This is a genomic window from Enterocloster sp. HCN-30185 (assembly GCF_037890305.1).
Lineage (GTDB): Bacteria > Bacillota > Clostridia > Lachnospirales > Lachnospiraceae > Enterocloster.
Window position 1 is genome coordinate 37,702 of sequence record NZ_JBBKBT010000011.1, and the last position, 20,067, is coordinate 57,768.

At 47.1% G+C, this 20,067-nt stretch carries 12 protein-coding genes; 7 read left to right on the forward strand and 5 right to left on the reverse strand.

The window, feature by feature from the left end; all coding sequences use genetic code 11:
* Nucleotides 1-2: 2 nt before the first annotated feature.
* Together WKT10_RS11800 and WKT10_RS11805 are read left to right on the forward strand one after the other, a co-directional pair.
* Nucleotides 3-869, forward strand: a complete 867-nt coding sequence (locus WKT10_RS11800; protein ID WP_066549054.1) for a carbohydrate ABC transporter permease — start codon at nucleotides 3-5, stop codon at nucleotides 867-869.
* Between the two features lie 23 nt (nucleotides 870-892).
* Entirely contained in the window at nucleotides 893-3,328 is a 2,436-nt protein-coding gene (locus tag WKT10_RS11805; protein ID WP_317438911.1) for a hypothetical protein, read from the forward strand.
* 62 nt (nucleotides 3,329-3,390) lie between these two features.
* Here WKT10_RS11805 and WKT10_RS11810 read toward each other — a convergent pair whose 3' ends face one another.
* The 5 genes from WKT10_RS11810 to WKT10_RS11830 form a co-directional block, all read right to left on the reverse strand.
* Nucleotides 3,391-4,878 carry a DUF3604 domain-containing protein gene (locus tag WKT10_RS11810; protein WP_340277369.1) on the reverse strand — a complete coding sequence of 496 codons (1,488 nt, stop codon included), beginning with the start codon at nucleotides 4,876-4,878 and terminating at the stop codon, nucleotides 3,391-3,393.
* Nucleotides 4,875-6,719, reverse strand: coding sequence for a sensor histidine kinase (locus WKT10_RS11815; protein ID WP_340277371.1), 1,845 nt, complete (start codon nucleotides 6,717-6,719; stop codon nucleotides 4,875-4,877). The genes WKT10_RS11810 and WKT10_RS11815 overlap by 4 nt, the downstream gene beginning before the upstream one ends.
* On the reverse strand, nucleotides 6,719-8,320 hold the full coding sequence (locus tag WKT10_RS11820; protein ID WP_340277373.1) for a response regulator: 1,602 nt from the start codon (nucleotides 8,318-8,320) through the stop codon (nucleotides 6,719-6,721). Before WKT10_RS11820 ends, WKT10_RS11815 begins: the two co-directional genes overlap by 1 nt.
* 209 nt (nucleotides 8,321-8,529) lie before the next feature.
* Nucleotides 8,530-8,766 carry a polya polymerase gene (locus WKT10_RS11825; protein ID WP_337434370.1) on the reverse strand — a complete coding sequence of 79 codons (237 nt, stop codon included), beginning with the start codon at nucleotides 8,764-8,766 and terminating at the stop codon, nucleotides 8,530-8,532.
* Nucleotides 8,767-8,798: 32 nt separating this feature from the next.
* Complete coding sequence (locus tag WKT10_RS11830; protein WP_337434369.1) at nucleotides 8,799-9,662, reverse strand: PHP domain-containing protein; 864 nt, start codon at nucleotides 9,660-9,662, stop codon at nucleotides 8,799-8,801.
* Between the two features lie 96 nt (nucleotides 9,663-9,758).
* On the opposite strand from WKT10_RS11830, the gene WKT10_RS11835 reads away from it, so the two are divergent.
* The 5 genes from WKT10_RS11835 to WKT10_RS11855 are packed head-to-tail and all read left to right on the forward strand — an operon-like array spanning nucleotide 9,759 to nucleotide 19,976.
* Nucleotides 9,759-10,874 (forward strand): ATP-binding protein, encoded by a 1,116-nt coding sequence (locus WKT10_RS11835; RefSeq protein ID WP_340277375.1) that lies wholly within the window; start codon nucleotides 9,759-9,761, stop codon nucleotides 10,872-10,874.
* Nucleotides 10,862-13,201: a DUF5682 family protein gene (locus WKT10_RS11840; RefSeq protein WP_340277377.1), complete on the forward strand. Its 2,340-nt coding sequence runs from the start codon at nucleotides 10,862-10,864 to the stop codon at nucleotides 13,199-13,201. The genes WKT10_RS11835 and WKT10_RS11840 overlap by 13 nt, the downstream gene beginning before the upstream one ends.
* The gene (locus WKT10_RS11845) at nucleotides 13,191-14,318 is read left to right on the forward strand and encodes a VWA domain-containing protein (protein WP_340277379.1); all 1,128 of its coding nucleotides are present in this window, start codon (nucleotides 13,191-13,193) and stop codon (nucleotides 14,316-14,318) included. The genes WKT10_RS11840 and WKT10_RS11845 overlap by 11 nt, the downstream gene beginning before the upstream one ends.
* Nucleotides 14,315-16,384: an SWIM zinc finger family protein gene (locus WKT10_RS11850; protein WP_340277381.1), complete on the forward strand. Its 2,070-nt coding sequence runs from the start codon at nucleotides 14,315-14,317 to the stop codon at nucleotides 16,382-16,384. The genes WKT10_RS11845 and WKT10_RS11850 overlap by 4 nt, the downstream gene beginning before the upstream one ends.
* Before the next feature lie 43 nt (nucleotides 16,385-16,427).
* Nucleotides 16,428-19,976, forward strand: coding sequence for a DUF4132 domain-containing protein (locus WKT10_RS11855; protein ID WP_340277382.1), 3,549 nt, complete (start codon nucleotides 16,428-16,430; stop codon nucleotides 19,974-19,976).
* Nucleotides 19,977-20,067 lie beyond the last annotated feature (91 nt).

Genomic DNA, 20,067 nt, shown 5'->3' on the forward strand with positions numbered 1-20,067 from the left:
ACATGGAAAAGAATCATAGTGTGTACTCTACAAAAACAAAATGTATCCGTCTGATTTTGACGATATTTCTCATTATTGTAGCAGGATTTACGCTGTATCCATTGATCTATATTGTCTTTGGTTCCTTTAAAGAAAACGCAGAGCTTCTTCGGGGAGGAACAAAGCTTCTTCCTGAAAAATTTGTCCTGGATAATTATAAGGAAGCCTGGGAAAAGGCAAATTTTGCACGCTATACATTAAACAGTGTAATTATAAGTTTGGGCGTCATGCTGGTAACCCTGTTTGCAACCAGTATGTCCGGTTATGTATTTGCCAGGAAAAATTTCCGTGGAAAAGAACTTCTGTACAGTTTGTTTGTAGCATTTATGTTTGTAAATGTAGGAAGCGTTACACTGCGTCCACTGTTTGAATTGGCGGTAAAATTAAAGATGAATCAGTCACTTTTAAGTGTTATACTGATTGCGGCGGGAACTGCGCAGACAACCTATATTTTTCTGGTAAGAGGCTTTGTAAATACAATTCCAAAGGAATTAGATGAAGCGGCCATGATTGACGGATGTACATTTTTCCAGATCTACCATATGGTAATTCTGCCTCTGTTAAAACCTATTTTAGCTACCATAGCACTTTTGTCATTCAGAGGAGGCTGGAATGAATATATTATGCCGCTGGTATTTACGATGTCTAATGAAAAAATGCGTCCTCTGACAGTAGGTGTTACCATGCTCAAAAACAGCGGAGACGGAACGGCTGCCTGGAATCTGATGTTTGCAGGAGCTACTATTTCCATTGTGCCGATTGTGGTAATTTATATTTTTTCCAGTAAACATTTTATGAGCGGAATGACAGCGGGAGCTGTAAAAGGATAAGCAAAAGAGAGGAGAAAATCAGGATGGAAAACAGACTGAATGAGGAAGGTTTTATTATGCAGTATCTGATATCGGGACTGCGGGAAGAGCCGTTTATTGACCATACAGCAGATGAAAATCAACTTCGTTATGAAAAATACCTTCGATCGATTCTTACCAGACCTCAGACAAAGGAGCCGCAGGATCGGGTTAAACTGAATGAAACGGGAAGCCTGGGTCTTCCGTGGAGATATTACTATAACTATGGAAACTGGTTTGTAGACCTAAGCACATTTTATTCTGTACTTACCCGGGTGGAGATGGATGCCTGCACGCAGCTTGAAGCAGAGGAGGATATGCAGGTGAGAGCTGTGGTCTGGTCTTATGCATCTGTTGATCTTTGGTGCAATGGTGAGCATGTCTGCGCTATGGCTCCTCCGGTTTACAAACCCATTCAGAAGCAGAATGTTATGTTTAACCTGAAAAAGGGAATAAACAGATTGTATATTCGTTTGCAGACCCTGGGCGTCAGGGATACGCGTACACTTTTTGGAATTCAAGTTATTGATCATAAAGATGAAATTCGTGTGGTTTTACCGGACGAGGAGCATACAAACTGCGTTTTAAACTGCGCTAAATGGCTGGATCAGCTGATCATACAGGACGGAAAACTTTTCTGCCACACCCCTGCTCCAAAGGGAACAACGTTGGGATATGATTCCATGAGTCCTGATTTTGCTAAGGCAGAGACAAAGGTAGAACGCCATGATATCGGTGGGGCAACAGAGGCGGTTCTTGAAGCTGGCAGACCGTATATTGTTGTAGAATGTACGGCAGAGGGCCAGAAGCTTGCAAGACGGATGGAAGATACGGCGATGATTGTGCCGTCATTCCTGAAAGTAATGGACTATGAGAAAAATAAAGAAGCGATATATCATAGGATTTCCGATGTAGAGTCCTTAAGCCGGGGAGGAAAATTCGGATTTTCCATTTCTAACATTCTGGCACGAAAGGCAACAGGAAGAATTACAGCAAAAGACAGAGAGCTGTTTTTGGAAACTCTTTCGCAGATTGAAAAACGGTTTGACTGTTCCGATTTTCTGGTCTGCGGTCTGGTAAGGTATCTTAAAAATTATGAGTTAGATGATGAATTAAAGAATAGGGTAAAGGAGGTACTACTTAATTACAGATATTGGATGGATCAGGAAGGATCAGATGCCATGTGTTTCTGGAGTGAAAATCACTCCCTGATGTTCTATGTATCTGCAATGAATGCAGGAGAATTTTATCCGGAAGAGTATTTTACCCGTGCGCACATGACAGGCCGTCAGCTGTGGGAAGCAGGAAAAAAGAGAGTAGAACAATGGCTGGATGATGTAGAGGAGAGAGGGTTTGAAGAATTCCTCAGCACAGTATATATGTGTGTGACATTTGCCGGGCTCTTAAATGTGATTGACTATACCCCGAAGGAAATTTCAGACAGAGCAGTCAAAGTTACAGACCGTCTGCTTGAAATGCTGGCTCTTCATACCTATAAAGGTTCCGTGATTGCGCCTATGGGACGTGTGTATCGTCAGGTTATTTATCCGTTCCTTCAGGGAGCGCAGGCTCTGATGAATCTGATTGATCCGGATGTTCCATACTCTTATGGGGAAGGATGGCTGGCCTTTTACGCTACCAGCCGTTACGAAATTCCGGAAGGCCTCAAAAAACTTATGAGAGATCCTGTTCTGACAGAGTATAATACGGGAAATGCGGTGATTCGGCTGGAGAAGAATGAGGCATACTGTATCACATCTGTTCAGTCTCCAAGAAAAGATACAGATTATGACCGATGGGTTAATTTGACACTTTTGGAAGAAAGACAGAATGTAGATAAAACCTCCCACGCTTACACAAAGTCCTTGAATGAGCGGTTCCATGGGACAACCTGTTTTGAACCTGGGGTTTATGGGTATCAGCAGCATATGTGGAGCTGTGCTTTGGATAGTGAAACACAGATTTTTGCCAATCATCCAGGCGGCACCTGTGATTCCAGCCAGATGCGGCCGGGATACTGGTATGGAAATGGTGTAATGCCGGCTGTGCGTCAGGAAAAGGGAATACTGGGAGCTGTGTATCAGATTCCAAAAGAGCATCCGATTCACTTCACTCATGTATACTGGCCTGGTGTAAAGTTTGATCAGAACAAGGTGGAAGATCACTGGTTGTTTGGAAAAAAGGGAAATGGTTATATAGGAATGTGGTGCAGCAAAAAACTGCAGCCCTATCAGGATCAGGTCTTTAACTGTGAATACCGCAGTTATGGAGATGAGATTGCGTACTGTGTTTTCTGTGGGGATCAGAAGGAATATAATACAATGGAAGCCTTTATTGAGAACTGCAAAAAGAGAACTCCGGTTTATGCAGATGGAGAACTGAGAACAGGGGCATTTGAAGTAATGTATAAAAAATACAGGGACGAAACACAGTATATTTAAAAATTAACAGTAAAATGCCGCCGCAGGCTTGATTGCTTCGGCGGCATTTTTTGTGCAGACAATTATTCGAAAAATATGGGGCTTACAAATGCCCACTGCTGATTGGTTTGAGCCACTTCCATATGATAGAATGCAGGTCCCTCCCATTCGTCAGTAAAAGAGTTTTCCGCAGTATACTGGGAGCAGGAAACGGCAGTATGAACTTTGTATGCCTGTGAATGATATGGCTTCATATGTTCACTGTATCCATATATGCATAATTCACCGATTGATGTCCGGCGGCAGTGGCCGTTAACTTCGATTTCTACCACAGTATCTCTGCTGCCCTGTATTTCGGCGATTACAGCGCATGTCTGGGGCTGAACGGGAGATGGATTTTTGACTGTAAAGCACTGCCAGGAAACAGAATCATTGCTGATGGACAGGATACGATTATCAATTTCATTTATATTATCCTGGGATACGTCCTGGGAAGCACTGGGAGCCAGAACGCTTCTGCCGCGGAAACAGGGCTCTGCTTCTAAAATTTGTCCGTCGGATACTCTGATCCTTCCCTTCCATGGGAAAAGTTCCTGCTCATTATTTCCCCATCCCATTTCAATCCGAATTTTATAACGGTTATCTTCTGATTTTGGCATCATGGTTAAACCTTCTGCAATATGAATGGGATTTAGATTACGGTAAATGACAATTTTATCTATATTAGCACAGCCTTCTACCCGATAGGAAATTTGATGACGGGGTGAGGTCAGTGGAACAATACTGCCCATCAGATGTCCGTCCACTGAAAAATCGCATTTAATCCGGTCACCTGTTACTGCATAGGTTCTTCTGTTTTTCAGTCCATCCCAGATTGCAGATCTGGTCTTTGATTCTGCCAGAACAGCCAATTTTCCATCGCCATAAGATCCGGGATAGCCGGCGTGATGATCGGTAGAACCTACAAAACCAAAATGAAATCCTCTCTTCAAACCCTCGTATACGGTGCAGCGGCTGTCTCGGGGGCCCATATTGTGATAATACGGATAGGGGGCTGTTTCACTCATACCGCAGCCATGTTTGGAACAAACTTCGATTAAAGGCGTTACTGCAGGATCGTAAAGATCCCAGTTGATTCCGCGATAGCCGGGCGTATAACCAATATGATGTGCAACCGTAATACCGTCACAGCCGCTGTCATGCAGCAGCTGCGCAGGAGAGTCACGGTAAATCAGAGGAAGGCTGTCGTCAGGAGTGACAATATGATGGTCCCCGTACAGAGAGGAATGCATTTCATAAGCCTGAAAGGTGATAAAGTCCTCTGTATTAGCCTCTGCGATGGTGTGCCGTACTTCTTCCCAGTGGTCATACAATTTTTGGAAGCCTCTGCGGTGAAAGTCCACCACAAAAGCGGTTTCTTCATTTCGCTCCGGTATATCCGGCCACATGGCATGTCCGGTGACAGCGCAGAAATCAAGATGGCTTTTCGCACGGTCTAAGGCGTGTTTTAGAGAACCGTAGCCATAAGTGATGCCGCAGTGGTTGTGAAGGTCTCCCCAATATCTGTTCATAGTGTTTTTATCTCCTTTTGATTATTTTTGGCAATTTTATAAGGAATGGTAATGCGGACGACATTCCTGAAATAAGGAATGGTTTCAAAGTGAATTTGAGCAGTTCCGTAGCAGGCTTTTAAGCGGGCGTAGACGTTATTCAGGCCTACATGCTTAGAACAGGGCTGACGCCCATCTCGAGACAGAGCTTCATTTGCCCGTGAGATATCAATACCATGACCGTTATCGATCACCTCAATTGTGAGGATTCCGTTATTTTCAAAAACATTTACAGAAATTTCCGGCATGGGAACCGGAATACAGCCAGATTCATCCAGATTGAATCCGTGCCGTATGGAATTTTCGGCCAGAGGCTGCAGAATGGATTTTAAGATCAGACAGTCTGTAAGCTCTGGAGGAATGGTACTGATCAATTCAATTTTCTGACTGAAACGATAATTCATAATATCTATATATGATTTGACATGGAGCAGTTCTCTGGATAAAGGGATCAGTTCATTTCCGTAATTCAGTCCGATACGCATAAAATCTCCCAGGCTTGTAATCATGGCAGAGGCTGTTTGTTTTCGGTCGCTCAGGATTTCCATGTTGATGCATTCCAGAGTATTATACAGAAAATGGGGGCTGATCTGGGCAGATAAAAGCTGTATTTCTGCCTGATATTTATCTCTTTCATTTTCGCGTATCTGCTGTATCTGTTCTTGTATCGTTTTGTACATGGAATTGATAGCCATATTCAACTGGCCTATTTCATCCTTATATTTCATCTGGTCAGGAGTATCATAGGTGTTATTTTCTATTCTGTGTACGTTTTGGATCAGCCGGGCCAGAGGCCGGGTGAGAAAACGGGAAAGAATCAGAGAAAGAAAAGCGGTCAGCATCAATCCTGCTAATGATATAAGGAGGAGGAAGGTGCTCATGCGGGCAAGTCTGGTGTGAAGCGATGTTTTTGGCACGATGCTGACAAGGTTAAGACCGCAGAAATCTAACGGAATGGAATAAAGGCTGTACTGGTTTTCATCCAGAACCTGTTTGAAACCTTCTGATTTTGTACAGGAACGGAGACTGTTTTGTACACATTCATCAGAAACCGTCTCATACCAGGAGGAATTCGGAGAAAGACTTAAAGGAGTTCCGAAAGCATCAGCTATGTAAAGGGTACGTTCTGAGTGGGAGGATGCAGCTAAAGCCAAACGTTCTTCTATTTTTTTGGAATCAAGCAAAAGGACAATGTAAATATCCGTATTCTCTGGATTTCGGCAGATATGGAGATAGTGCGTAGAGGGAACCAGAGAAATGGGAAGAACTACAGGGATGATCTGATTGTTTTTTATAAAAGGGCTGGAACGGATGGGGAGCCAGGTAATATCATTTATGGAAAAAAAGTTCCAGTTAAAAGCGTCCCATGGAGTATATCCCTTTTTTAAGGTGTTGGTATACAGGGAATAATATTCTCCGTTTTTGCCAAGGATAGCCAGACTGTCCAGGATGGGGATGGAATCAGTTAAATTGCTCAGAGGTGCCTGCAAGGCTGCTTTGTGCATGACATCCTTTTCATGACGATTCATATGTACATCCCGTACTAAAGCAGAAAAATCTGCAGTAGAAGCAGTATCGATCACATTTTTTAAAAGAAGATTATAAGAGTCCGTCAGTGACTGAGCTCCGATATGGAGAGAATCAGCGGCCTGATTGTAGGCATCTTCCCGATACAGCTGGGAGAAATAGTGGCTGCTGAAAGAAATAAGGAAGGCAGACAGTGTGAGTGAAATGGTAATCATACATAACCATATTTTATGCGAAATATTCAGGTTGGCAATCAAAGTAAGGATTTTTTTCATCAGTGAACAGAATCTCCTCCCCGGCATTTTGTCTGATATTCAGATGGAGTCTGGCCGGTATAATTTTTAAAAGCGCGGTAAAATGAGCGGTAATCGTCATAGCCTACAGCGCAGGATATTTCGCTGATATTAGCGTCAGCGGCCATCAGCAGGTGTTTGGCCTGTTCCATTTTGCGGCTTAACAGGTAATCCCGGAAATTGATTCCTGTTTTGGATTTAAAATAAATGGTAAAATATGAAGGGCTTAAATTTACGGCCTCCGCTATAAGTTCTGCAGAAATCTTACGATTTATATTGTTTTCTATGAAGCGTTTAGCTTTTGCAATGATGCGATCTTTTCCAAATGATTTATATTCAGAAAGAACCTTCCCATATTGAAGAAACTGGGAAAGACACCAGTCTTTAATCTGTCGGAAAAAAGAAAATTCATTGATTCGGATGTAGGGAGGTTCAAAAACCAGTTCAGGCCAGTCTTCTGTTTGCTTTTTCAGTGTATTTTGGATATCCGTTACCAGATAAATGCACATTCCTCTGATAAAGCTGGGAGACGGCATGGGAACATAAAACAGCGTTCGGATATATTCTGAATACCAGAAAACAATGGCATCTGTGTCGTTGTTCCAAATGGCATCTAAAAGAGGAGCCGGATCAATGTGATTGGCAGAGACAGATGGTGGTATGGTACAGATAACAGAAGGATCAAAGATAAGGTGTTCTGTTTCATACATCTGATAGGATAGGGCTGTGACAGCCATAGCATAGGAGTGCCCTGCCTGGAGCAGGGATTTTTCCGGTGTTCCGATACCGATGGTCAGACGCATACCATGCTCTGAGATCCAGATTTCTATAATTTTATGCGCAAGAACATGAATTGCCGACAAATTTTCTGAAAGTGCTGGGAAAATAAGCGCTGTTAGCTGGAAGGTTTCGTTATCCCATACTTGAGCATAAAAGCCGGTCATATGGCGTTCAATTGTATGCTTCAGAGCAATAAGGGACTGAGGATCAATGGGAGATCCTGTTCCCAGAGAAAAGATAAGAACCTGACAGAAGCCGGAAGGAAAAGAGAGACCGGATTCTTTTACAGCTGTTTCCAGATCATGTTCATAATGGAATTCATTATGGATCAGTTGATTTAAAAACAACTTTCTGGATAGAGCGGTCATGGTCTCTTCGCTGGGTGCGGCAGAAGAGGAAGAAAGACCACGCTTTTGACGGATTTCATCCAATAGTATCTTAAGCTCTTCTTTTAATTCTTCATTTTTAAAAGGTTTTAAAAGATAGGATTTGGCACCATAGCGGATTGCTGATTGGGCGTAAGTAAAGTCATCAAATCCGCTGAGAATGACAAAGTCAATGTGAAAGCGGGCTTCTTTACATTTTTTCATCAGGTTCAGCCCATCACAGAGAGGCATACGTATATCCGTGATTATAATATCCGGCATATAGGTCTGGATTAGATTCCAAGCTTCCAGCCCGTTTCTGGCAGTTCCAAGAACGCGTATATTCAGATTCATGGATTCCACAGCAGATCGGAGTCCGTTGCGGATTGAAGCTTCATCATCAGCGATGATAACAGAAACAGGGAAATTGGCAGTCATGAAAATGGCTCCTTTCAATCGATTCAAATATCTTTCAATTCTAAAAAATTATACCATAGGCTATATGGGGATTCAATGGAGTTGGACGAAAGTGATAAGAAGTGTGATATATTTATTGGAATATGACAACAATATATATAAAAACAGGGCCGGAAATCATGCCGTAAGAGCATGGCTTCTGAACCCTGAAATATGTGGATTAAATATTTTTATTCCCCCTGATACATAAACCGTATCAGCCGTTCAATATCCTCCTTCTCATGGGCCACCAGATCCAGTTCCCGGATATAGCCGTTTGCGAAGATAGAGGCAATGGACACATACTGGGCCAGCTTGGACTTTAAATTGATACGGTCGCCGTCAGGGGATACCAGCTCTACCGTTCCTTTACATTCATCAATCACCTTAAAAAATTTGTCTACATCTGTGACATTCTGGATTTTCATATTCAACATCCTCCTTTTATTTGTTGACAGATTCAGGTTTCCTTTTGGGATTTGGGGCAGACACAGCGCCGGATATCCTCTAAAAGAAGCTCTGATACCCTCAGTCCGCCCCGGCCTGTGCCGATTGAAATATCCGGCTTGCATGAGCCGTGGAAATCAGAGCCTCCTGTAGGAAGAAGCTTAAGGCCGGCAGCCATTTTCTGCAGCTTGCGGCTTTCCAGAGGGTAATTAGAAGAATGGTAGACCTCTAATCCCTGCATTCCGGCCTCAGCCAGCCGGGTAATGAGGGCTTTCGTCTGTTTGTCTCCGAGCTTGTATAAAAAGGGATGGGCCAAAGCTGCAAAAGCCCCGTTTTTAAGCAGGATTTTTACAATGGATTCCGGCTCGGTCTCCTCCTTGGGCGGGCAGTAGCGGCCACCGTATTCCAGATATTTTTTAAAGGCCTGATTCGCAGAAGAACAGAACCCCTTCTGAACCATGGCACGGGCCACATGGGCTCTTGTGATAACGGTCTGGGGATTGGAACCGAACAGCTCTTCATCTGTAAATGAGATTCCGTCTGCTGCCAGACGGCGGAACATCTCCTCATTGCGCCGGTTCCGGCGGCTTCTCATGTCTTTGAGAAATGCTTTAAGCTCCGGATCGTCCGGATTGATAAAAAGTCCTAAAATATGGATTTCATGGCCTTCGTAATTACCGGATACTTCAATGCCGGGGATAACCTCTACTCCCAGCTCTTTTCCGGCATCAACGGCATCGGCAATCCCGGCAGTTGTATCATGGTCGGTAAGGGCGATGGCGCAAAGACCGGCCTCCTTTGCCAGATGCACAAGATGGGCCGGAGTGAAGCTGCCGTCTGATGCATCAGAGTGTGTATGCAAATCAACAAAACCCATGGATATTCACTTCCTTTTTTTGTATATATAGTAGCACAGCAGACGGAATTTTGCTATACTGATATATATTTTCCTGATATAAAGGAGGACATACAGATGACGGAGAAGCAGTGGATCAAACCGCCGGTGGAAATCCGGTATGCAAAGGAACTAAAGGCATTAAAAGAAAATGATACAGGCCCCAGACCCCTAAACTGGCAGCTTTCACCAAAGGCTGTGCGCACCTTTATTCTGGGAAGTTCAAAGGAGATTCCCTATTCGGGCGGCGCGTGCCGGATCCGGAAGAAATATTTTGGAAATGATGCTCTGGTGGAGCGCAGCATCGTTACGCTGGCGGGAAACAGGGGGCTGATGCTGGTGGGAGAGCCGGGAACGGCCAAAACCATGCTGTCGGAGCTTCTCTCTGCGGCTATCAGCGGCGTCAGCACCAATACGATCCAGGGAACAGCCGGAACCACAGAAGATATGATCAAGTATTCATGGAATTATGCGCTGCTGCTGGCAAAGGGGCCGGTGCGCGAGGCTCTGGTGCCGTCGCCTTTGTATACGGGCATGGAAAAGGGAATCCTTACCCGCTTTGAGGAGATCACCCGTACTCCGGCAGAGATTCAGGACAGCCTGATCAGCGTTTTAAGCGATAAGCTTTTAAATATTCCGGAGCTGGGCGATGAGGGTTTTCTCTTTGCCGCTCCCGGATTTAATGTAATCGGAACGGCCAATACACGGGATAAGGGCGTAAATGAGATGAGCAGCGCCTTAAAACGCCGTTTTAACTTTGAAACGGTTCAGCCGGTGCGTGAGGTTTCCATGGAAAAGCAGATCATTCTAAATGAGGTGGAAAGCCTGGCAAAAGAAAGCCATATGGAAATGGAGCTGGATGAGAGTGCGGCAGAGCTGCTGGCTTCTACCTACCATGAACTGCGGGAGGGAGTATCTTCCCTGGGACACCGGATTGACCGGCCGGGAGCGGTTATGAGTACGGCAGAGGCTGTATCTGTGTACTATCAGACCATGATTTCAGGTTATTACTATGGAAATAAAACCATGGATATTGACTGCCTGGTACAAAATCTTACCGGAGCAATTTCAAAGGAAAACAGGGATGATCTGGAAAAGGTAAAGGCCTATTTTGGAACAGTGATCCGTGACAAGAGCAGCAGAGAGGGCGGAATATGGAGCAGATACTACGACGCAAGGAAATGGCTGAAATAATCCTTCTTCCCGTGCGCCATCACAGCCCGGCCTGCGCCTGGCATATTGTGCGGATGATAGAAAAATTAAAGCCTGATGCGGTTCTGATCGAAGGGCCTGAAAATGCAGGCTCCCTGATCCCGGCCATGATCCATGAGGAGACCAAGGCGCCCTTTGCCGTATATTATTCCTATCAGGATCAGGCAGGAGAGATTGGCGGCGGTGAAGAATACTATAAATGTTATTATCCCTTTCTGGATTATTCGCCGGAGCTGGCAGCCCTGAGGACGTGCAGAGATCTGGGAATCCCAGGTAATTTTATGGATCTGCCTTACAGGGAGATTCTGGCTGCCTGTGAAAAGAGCCGCAGCGAAGGCCTTACAGGGGACCGGCTGCTGTCGGACGGCCGTTTTTTTCAGAAGCTCTGCCAGAAAACCGGTCTGCGCTCCTTTGATGAATTTTGGGAGAAGTACTTTGAAATCCAGGGCCTGTGCATGGAGAGCGAAACCTGGTTTGAAATGCTTCTTGGCTACTGCCGGATGATCCGGGAGGATACCCCGCCGGAGCAGATCTGTTCAGAGGGCTGCGAGGCCAGAGAGCAGTTTATGGCAGGAAGGCTTAAGAAAAAGGCGGCCGAGGTGGGAGAAGAAGGGCTGGTGCTTGGAATCACAGGCGGATTTCATACTCCGGCGCTGGCAGAGTATCTCAGGGAACAGACAAAGCTTAAAGAATGGAAGGAACAGGCAAAAAAGGGGGAGGAGGGCATTTACCTGATGCCCTATTCCATGGAGGAGACAGACGCCTGGGGCGGTTATGCCAGCGGTATGCCTTTTCCCGGCTTTTACCAGAGAATATGGGAAAAACTGGAAGAAAATAAAGAGAAGGAACAGCCGCAGAAGGGAGTGTATGAAGGAGCAGTCCTTGATTTCCTGATTGAGACCGGAAGGGACGGGAGAAAAAAGGACGGCGTTCCCACCACCTATGATGAGATCTGTGCTCTGGATCAGGCAAGAGGGCTTGCATCCCTTCGGGATAAGAGAGAGCCCGGAGCCTGGGAATTAAAGGATGCGGTGCTTTCCTCCTTTATTAAGGGCGAGTGCTCCTTATCATCGGATAAGCCACTTCGGATTCTCAAAAAGCATATGACAGGAACCCGGTTGGGAAAGCTCTGCAAGCAGGCTGAGGTACCGCCTCTGATTCAGGATTTTGAAAGGCAGTGCGCCAGGTTCGGCATCCGAAGCCGGTCTGCTATGGAGATCAAGCGGGTACTCACCCCATTTTCCAACGAAAAACACAGGGAAGAGAGCAAATTTTTAAACAGGATGGTATTTCTTCAGACAGAGTTTGCCAGAAAGACAAAGGGACCGGATCTGCGTCTGGGAAGAGACCGGAATATGATGCGGGAAACCTGGATCTGCCGCTTCAGACCCTCCGTAGCAGCAGCCCTTATGGACGTATCGGTCCGGGGGGCAGTGATTGAGGAGGCAGTGACAAGCCTTGTAAGAGAGGAACTTAAGACGGAAAGTGATGCCGGGAAAGCCGCCCTTTTGCTTACCTCTGTGTTTGAAATGGGACTGGATCAGGAGATGGAGCCTGTTTATGAAGCGGTCAGCCGGATCATTCTGGAGGATACCCGGTTTTTTGCAGTGGCAGAGGCATTGTCACGCCTGCGGATGCTGAAAGAGCTTCAGGGGCTTTACCGGGTAAATCTTCCTTTTGAACGGCTGATCGCAGGCTGTTATGAAAAGCTGGTGATCCTTCTTCCCTCCATGGCCCGGATTAAGGATGAGGATCTGGAAAGCGCCATGAAGGCCATAAAGCTTCTCTATCAGACCGGAGGGCAGACAGGCTGCAGCAGGGAGGCATATTTTGAGGCTTTAGAGCGGATGCGGGAGGATGGAAAGCTCCATCCGGGCCTGGAGGGATGTATTCACGGGATCCTGTTTGGCTGCGGCAGGGAAGAGGCGTATGAAGCGGAGGCTGCGGGCCGGGGATACATTACCGGAACCAGAGAGCAGCTTCTTAAAACGGCTGTTTTTCTCAGAGGCCTTTTTTTCACAGCTAGAGATCTCATTTTTATGGGGCAGGGCATGATTCCCATGCTGGATGCGTTTTTCTCCCAGGTGGAGGATGGGGAATTTTTAGAACTTCTGCCCCAGCTTCGTCTGGCCTTTGGCGCATTTACTCCGGGAGAGTTAAAGAGGGTTGGAAATCTGGCGGCCGGGCTTCACCGGGAAAAAAGTCTGGAAAAAGAAACGCCGCCAGTACTTCCGGGTGTGTTTGCCTATGGGAAAGAACTGGAAAACTTTGTAAAACTATCCATGGAGGGAGAGCCGGATGAGAGATGAAAAAGAGATACTGAACCGCTGGCGTCTGGCTCTGGGCCGGTATGCCGAAGGGCCCGTGCATTTTTCAGAGGGCAGTCTGCCCTATGGTGAAATGGATCAGGTGCTGGAGTTCCTTTATTCCAGAGAGTACGGGGAAGAACAGGAGATCCGAAAGGACCGCGGGGGAAGCGGCGATCCCTCCAGCCTTACCGTACCCTCCTGGATTGAGAAACTGCGCCGCCTGTTTCCCAAGTCAACCGCAGAGATCATGGAGCGCCATGCTCTGGAAAAGTACAATATGACGGAGCTTTTAACGGATCCTGAGGTATTAAAGCGCATGGAGCCCAACAGGGAGCTGTTAAAAATGGTGCTGGAACTGAAATCCATGATGAAGGGGCCGGTTCTTGAAATGACCCGTGAGGTGGTAAAAAAGGTCGCAGAAGAGCTTACAAAGGAGCTGGAGCAGGAGATACGGCCTGCGCTTACAGGCCGCATGGATCGTTTTTCGGGCAGTCCGGTGCGCTCTATGCGGAATCTGGATATAAAGAAGACCATTCGGATGAATTTAAAGCATTATGATGTGGAAAAGAGGCAGCTTCTGCTGGATCAGGTCTATTTTTACGGCAGGCTGAAACGCCACAGCCCATGGAATGTAATCATCTGTGTTGATGAAAGCGGCTCCATGATGGACAGCGTGATCCACAGTGCCGTGATGGCGGGGATTTTTGCCAGGCTTCCTGTGGTGGATGTGAAGCTGGTTATTTTTGATACCAGTGTGGTGGATTTAAGCGGATATGTGGAAGACCCGGTCGAAACGCTTATGAGTATCCAGCTGGGCGGTGGCACAGACATCGGAGGAGCTTTAAGGTATTGTGAAACCCTGATCGAAGCTCCGGCCAGAACCATTGTGGTGCTGGTATCCGATCTTTATGAGGGTGTAAGCCAGGCAAATATGTACGGCGCTGTGAAGGATATTGTGGAAAGCGGGGCCAGACTGGTAGCTCTTACAGCTCTGGACCGTCAGGCAGATCCGGTATATGACAGAAATGCAGCAGAAAAGATGGCGCGGCTGGGGGCTCATGTAGGGGCTATGACTCCGGAGCAGCTGGCAGAATGGATGGGGAAAATCATAGCATGACAGATTGGAAAACCATACTGGCCGGTGCGGATGACGAATATCTGGCCGGTCTCAGCAATAAGGGTACGGTAAAGCGGGCCCATAAGGACAGAGAAACTACTCCCTGTGAGATTTTGGATACAGGGGATCAGGGCATAAATGTAAAGCTTGGAGAGGAAGAGCTTCTGATCGCTCCGGTGCTGGCGGAAAGCCGGTGCAGCTGTCCGTCCAGATCCATATGCAGGCATATTGTGCAGGCTATTTTGGTTCTTAAGGATATGTATGAAGCGGGAGAAGGCGGGATAAAAGAGGAGAAGAAAGAAAAATCCGAAGCTCTGCCCTCAGAGGAGCTTTGGCAGGCCGTTCTGGAGATTGGGAACCAGAAGATCATACGGGCATTAGGGATGAAGAAGCTTGGGGAGGTACTGGGGCAGATCCGGGCGGGGAAAAGGGCAGATATCGCTCGTTCCAGCACGGTTTTGGTGGAGCTTCCGGATTCAGAGTTGCAGGTAAAATTTCTGCTTCCGCTGGAATATTCCTCCTGTACCTGCAAAAAGAAGGAATTTTGCGCTCACAGGGCTGCTGCGGCTTTGTGGTGCCGTATGGAGGCGGGAACTCTGCGTTTGGAGGAATTTGAAAAGGAAGAGGAAGAACCGAAAGCGGATCTGAACCGGATACGGGAAAAGGCCGGTGAGATGAAGGCTGCATTAGAGGATATATTAGCTTCCGGCCTTTCGCGCACTGCCAGTCAGAGTGCCGATACCTTAGAACGGCTGGCAGTGATCAGCCACAATGAAGGACTGGCCTCCTTTGAAGATGCGTTCCGGAGCCTTCAAAATGGATATGAAGCGTATTTTAGCCGTTCATCCTCTGTAAATGCCGCAGGGCTGATGGATGAAAGCGCCCGCCTTTATGAACAGATCTGCCGTTTGAGCCGGGTGAAAACAGACGGGGAGCTTAGGAACCTGGGAGGAGTCTTTCACATGGACTATGAACCGGCAGGAGATATGGAACTGATCGGCATTACGGCGGAGGCCTTTCAGAGCAGAAACGGTTATCAGGGAGAAACGGTATATTTTCTGGAAAAGAATACAAAGAAATGGTATACATATACCAGCGCCCGTCCGGTGTACTATGACAGCCGGGGAAGACGGGGGCGGATGGAAAAGGCAGCCGCTCCCTGGGGATTAAATGTATCCTTAGAGGAACTGGCCGGAACAGAGGTCTGCTTAAAACAGGCAAAAGCCGGAAAAACAGGCCGTCTGTCATCCAGTCAGGATACAAAAGGCATGATAACAGGAAAACACAGCTTCTGCCCGGAGGACGCGGGAAAATGGCTTTATAAAGACTTTGGAGCGCTTTTTAAAGAACAGTATTTTTTGAAAAACAGCTGGTTGAAACGGGGGGAGGAGACGCTGCGGATCGTGTGCGTTCAGGCTGCAGCCTGGGATGCGGCCCGTTTTTCTCAGGCAGAGCAGAAATTTTCCATGGCTGTTTTTGATTCCAATGGGAAAGAACTTTTGACAGAGATGGCATACAGCAGGCGGGAGGACGCGAATATCCGCTATCTGGAGCGGATTGCAGATCAGGTGGAAAAGGGAGAAATTCCCATTCCTGCCATTGCAGGCAAGCTGTACTTAAAAGATGGGAAAATGATCCTTCATCCTCTGGAGATTTTTCAGTGGGGGCAGGAAGCCGGCAAACGGGAAGCGTTTGCAGATGAATGGGTTTCAGATTCACCGCAGGAACGGGAACGGGTACTTAAAATCAATGCCATGGAGCAGATGTACCGCCTTCTGGAAGAGGTCAGCCAGCAGATCGAGGATCTGTACCAGAGCGGGTTTGACGCCGTTCATGACAGCACCCTTGGGATGCTTCGGCAATGGGCGGAACGTGCAGGAGAGAGCGGGCTTGTCTTTCTTGGCATACAGCTTGGGAAGCTGTGCCGGGAGATTGAAAGCTGCCGTCACAGCCTGCATCCCGTTCATGGGGCAGAACTGGAAATTTATGTAAATATAGCGGAATACCTGTGGCTGGCCAGAGGAAAGACGGAGTTTGATCTGGCAGAAGCCTACTATACACAGTGATAGACGATACAGCAAAAATCCGGTAAAAAGGAGGAGAAGGCGTATGATACAGCCAAAGAGAACATATGGGGATAAAATAATGGAAACTCTGGAAAAAATCGGTCTGTCTGAACAGGAACGGGAGAAGATTTTTTCCTATGTATCAGGCGAACGGGGAGAGGAAGCCTTACAGGGTTTAACGGCAAGGGACTTTTACCAGCTTGCCGAAACGCAGCTGGAGGCTGCGGCAGCTCTGTTTAGCCATTTCTGCGACCGGCATTCAGAGGAAGCAAAAAAAATGCTCCGGGTGCTTTTTACACTGGGACAGTCAACCTGCGGCGCGCTGGAACGGGGGAATTATGCATGGCGTTACAGCTTTATGAGAGAGGGGAAGGACTTCTGGGGACTGAAGCCGGAAGAGTGGCTTTCGGTTGTGGCAGAGATCGCGGGCAGAAACAATGATACACGTTTCAGCTATCTGATGGATCAGATGATAAAACAGACTAAGACTCCGGAATACCTGCTGTCAGCCATGAAGTATTGCATCGGGGATATGGCTAATGGCAGGCTGATCCTTCTTTCCCTCTATTTTCTCCGGAAATACCCGGATAAAAAGCTGGAAGAACCCAAAGAGGGGGCTGCGGGTGCAAAGGGTATTTTGAACCGGCTTGTTTCAGCGTTTGGAAATGGAAATGGGCTTTCCGGTGAAGACGCGGAGCTTATGAGACAATATGAAACGATTGTATGCAACACCATTGAAGACGCGCTGCCGTCCTCTGTTTCCAAGGCGAGCCGGTTTCAGATTGCCCGTGCGCTAAAGGAAGGATCCATGACGGATGAGATCCGTTCTCTGGCAGGTTCTCTGGCCCAGAATAATCTTATTACATGGCTCATATGCGGAACCGCTTTTATGAATATGGCCCTGTCCCCCTGTCTGATGCGCACAGTGGATCTGTATCTGGCTTCTGATATGAACTGCTGCCTTCCTATTATGGAGCAGCTGGATTTCCGCAGGGATCTTCACGAACGGGGAGGAAGCTTTGATGAGCTGTTCCATCTGGACAGCAAGTCCTACATTTCCTGGGCAGCCATCAGAAAGCAGGGGAAGATTCTTTGCAGCCAGCTTAAAAAGAATAAGGAGCTGTATCTGGAATGCCTAAAGGAGGCAGATCTGGAGCAGATGAATTACATGATGAATGTGGTTCGCAGCGCAGATCCTAAGCTTTATAAAACCCTTCAGTCCTCTGCCGGCATGCGCAGAAGAGATGCGGTTATAAAGGTACTGACAGAGGAAAAAGGCTCGGAAACCCAGACGTTAATTGATTACCTGTATGGACGGGTTCCTTTCAGCGCTCTGTATCCATATGAGGAACAGATGGCAAAAAACAGCCATTTTTACAGGGGCTATAGACTGCGTAATCTGCTGGACGGCTTTCCTGCTAAGGATGAGAACCGGGAATTTTTTAACCGCTGCCAGGCCTGTACCTTTCTTCGGCAGGAGGGGTACTTTATGTCCTCGGGAAAAAATCCGTTCTACCAGCCGAAGGAAGAAGCCTTTGCAGAATTTTTTAAAGACATGGAAGAAGCGGGAATGGATGAGGCGCATCTGTTAAAGACCTTTATCCTGAATGTAAAATCCTTATACCTTGATTCGGATAAGGAACGCTGCTTTGAGCTGGCAGCCAGAAGAGTATTTCTGTATAAGCTCAGAGCCAATCCGGAAGAAGTGATGGAAGTGTTTCGTGAGTCTGAGGCAGAAGGCCGCCGTCTGGGGCTTATGACCATGGCTCTGATGGCAAAAGAGTACAAAAAAGAAATTCTTTCCTATGCAAAGGATACGGCTAAATCCGTCCGGGAGGAGCTTTTAAAAATTTTAGAGGAGCAGAAGGACTGGAAGGATGATATACTTGTTCTTTTAAGCGATAAAAAGGCAGGCCCCAGGGAAGCTGCGGTATATGTTTTGGCTGCATGGAATGACGTTTCCGACCGCCCGGCTCTTGAGGCAGCTCTTGAAAAGGAAAAAAATGCCAAGGTGCGCCGGCTTTTAATCCAGGTGCTGGGGGTAAAGGAGGAAGCAAATGAAAGCTCCGCCGGCGTTTTAAAGAGGGAGGATCTGGTAAAAGCCCTTCATAAAGGAGGAAAGAGCCGCACGCTGTCCTGGGCCTTTCAGACTCCTTTCCCGGCGGTTCATTTTGAAAATGGGGAGGAGGCGTCCGTTGAATATCTTCAGGCCATTCTCCTGTGTTATGCCGGAGCAGGAACCAGTCCGGGCGTAAATAAAGACGCTGAATTTCTGGCCGGAGACCTTAAGAAAGAGGAGTTTTCTCTTTATGTAAATGAACTCTTTGACCGTTTTATGGAGCAGGGCGCAGAAGCAAAGAAGAAATGGGTTCTTTATGCAGCGTCCATCCACGGAGGCGATCTGATGGTTAAAAAGCTGTACCGTCAGATCCAGGAATGGCCGGCAAATGCCAGAGGCGCCATGGCCTGTGAGGCGGTCAACGCACTGGCCTTAAGCCCTGTTTCAGAGGCGCTTTTAAAGGTAGACGGCATTGCGTCAAAATTCAAGTTCCGTCAGGTGAAGGCTGCGGCTGCCAAAGCGCTGGAATTTGCTGCCGGACAGCTTGGGATTACCAGAGAGGAGCTTTCAGACCGGATTGTGCCGGATCTCGGTTTTAATGAGCGGATGGAGCGTGTTTTTGACTATGGAGCAAGATCCTTTACCGTGTCCATTACCCCGGAGCTTGAAATTCAGGTTCGGGACCAGGAGGGCAGAAAGCTTAAAAATATGCCTGCTCCGGGCAAGCGGGATGAGGAAGATAAGGCGGCAAGGGCTTATGAGGAGTTTAAAGCTATGAAAAAGCAGTTAAAAACCGTGGCTGCCAGCCAGAAGCAGAGGCTGGAGCTGGCCCTGTCATCCGGACGTATGTGGAAGAAGGAGGACTGGGTGGAGCTGTTTACGAAAAAGCCGGTGATGCACCCCTTTGCCATTGGCCTGATCTGGGGTATATATAAGGAAGAAACACTTACAGGCAGCTTCCGGTATATGGAGGACGGCTCCTTTAATACGGTGGATGAAGAGGAGCTGGAGCTGCCTGAGGACGCAGTAATCGGCCTGATCCATCCCATTGAGCTTTCAAAGGAAGAGAGGGACGCATGGAAGGAGCAGTTGGAGGATTATGAAATCATTCAGCCTGTGGAACAGCTGGACCGCACTGTGTACCTCATTTCCGAAGAAGAAGCGGGGCAGAAGGCAGTGGAGCGCTTTGAAGGAGTGATCCTTAACGATCTGTCTCTCATCGGAAAAATGCAGGCTCTTGGCTGGTATACGGGTTCTGTTCAGGATGCGGGCTGTTTTTATACCTTTTACCGGGAAGACGGGAAGCTGGGAGCGGAGCTTCATTTTTCAGGAACCTATATCGGAGGACAGAACGAGGAGGTAACAATAGAAGACGTCCGTTTCTATCCGGCCGGAACCATAGAGAGGGGAAGCTATGTCTATGATGAGGCGGATGATAAAAAGGCGCTTCTTCTGGAGCAGGTTCTGCCCAGATATTTCAGCGAGATTATTTTGCAGCTTTCAAAGGTCACAGCCTCTAAAAAAGAGCAGTGAAATACTTTGGTAATACTTCCATAATATTTCATTTATAATAAGTAACAGTAAATTCATAAATAGAAAAAATCAAAGGAAAAAAATATAAAAA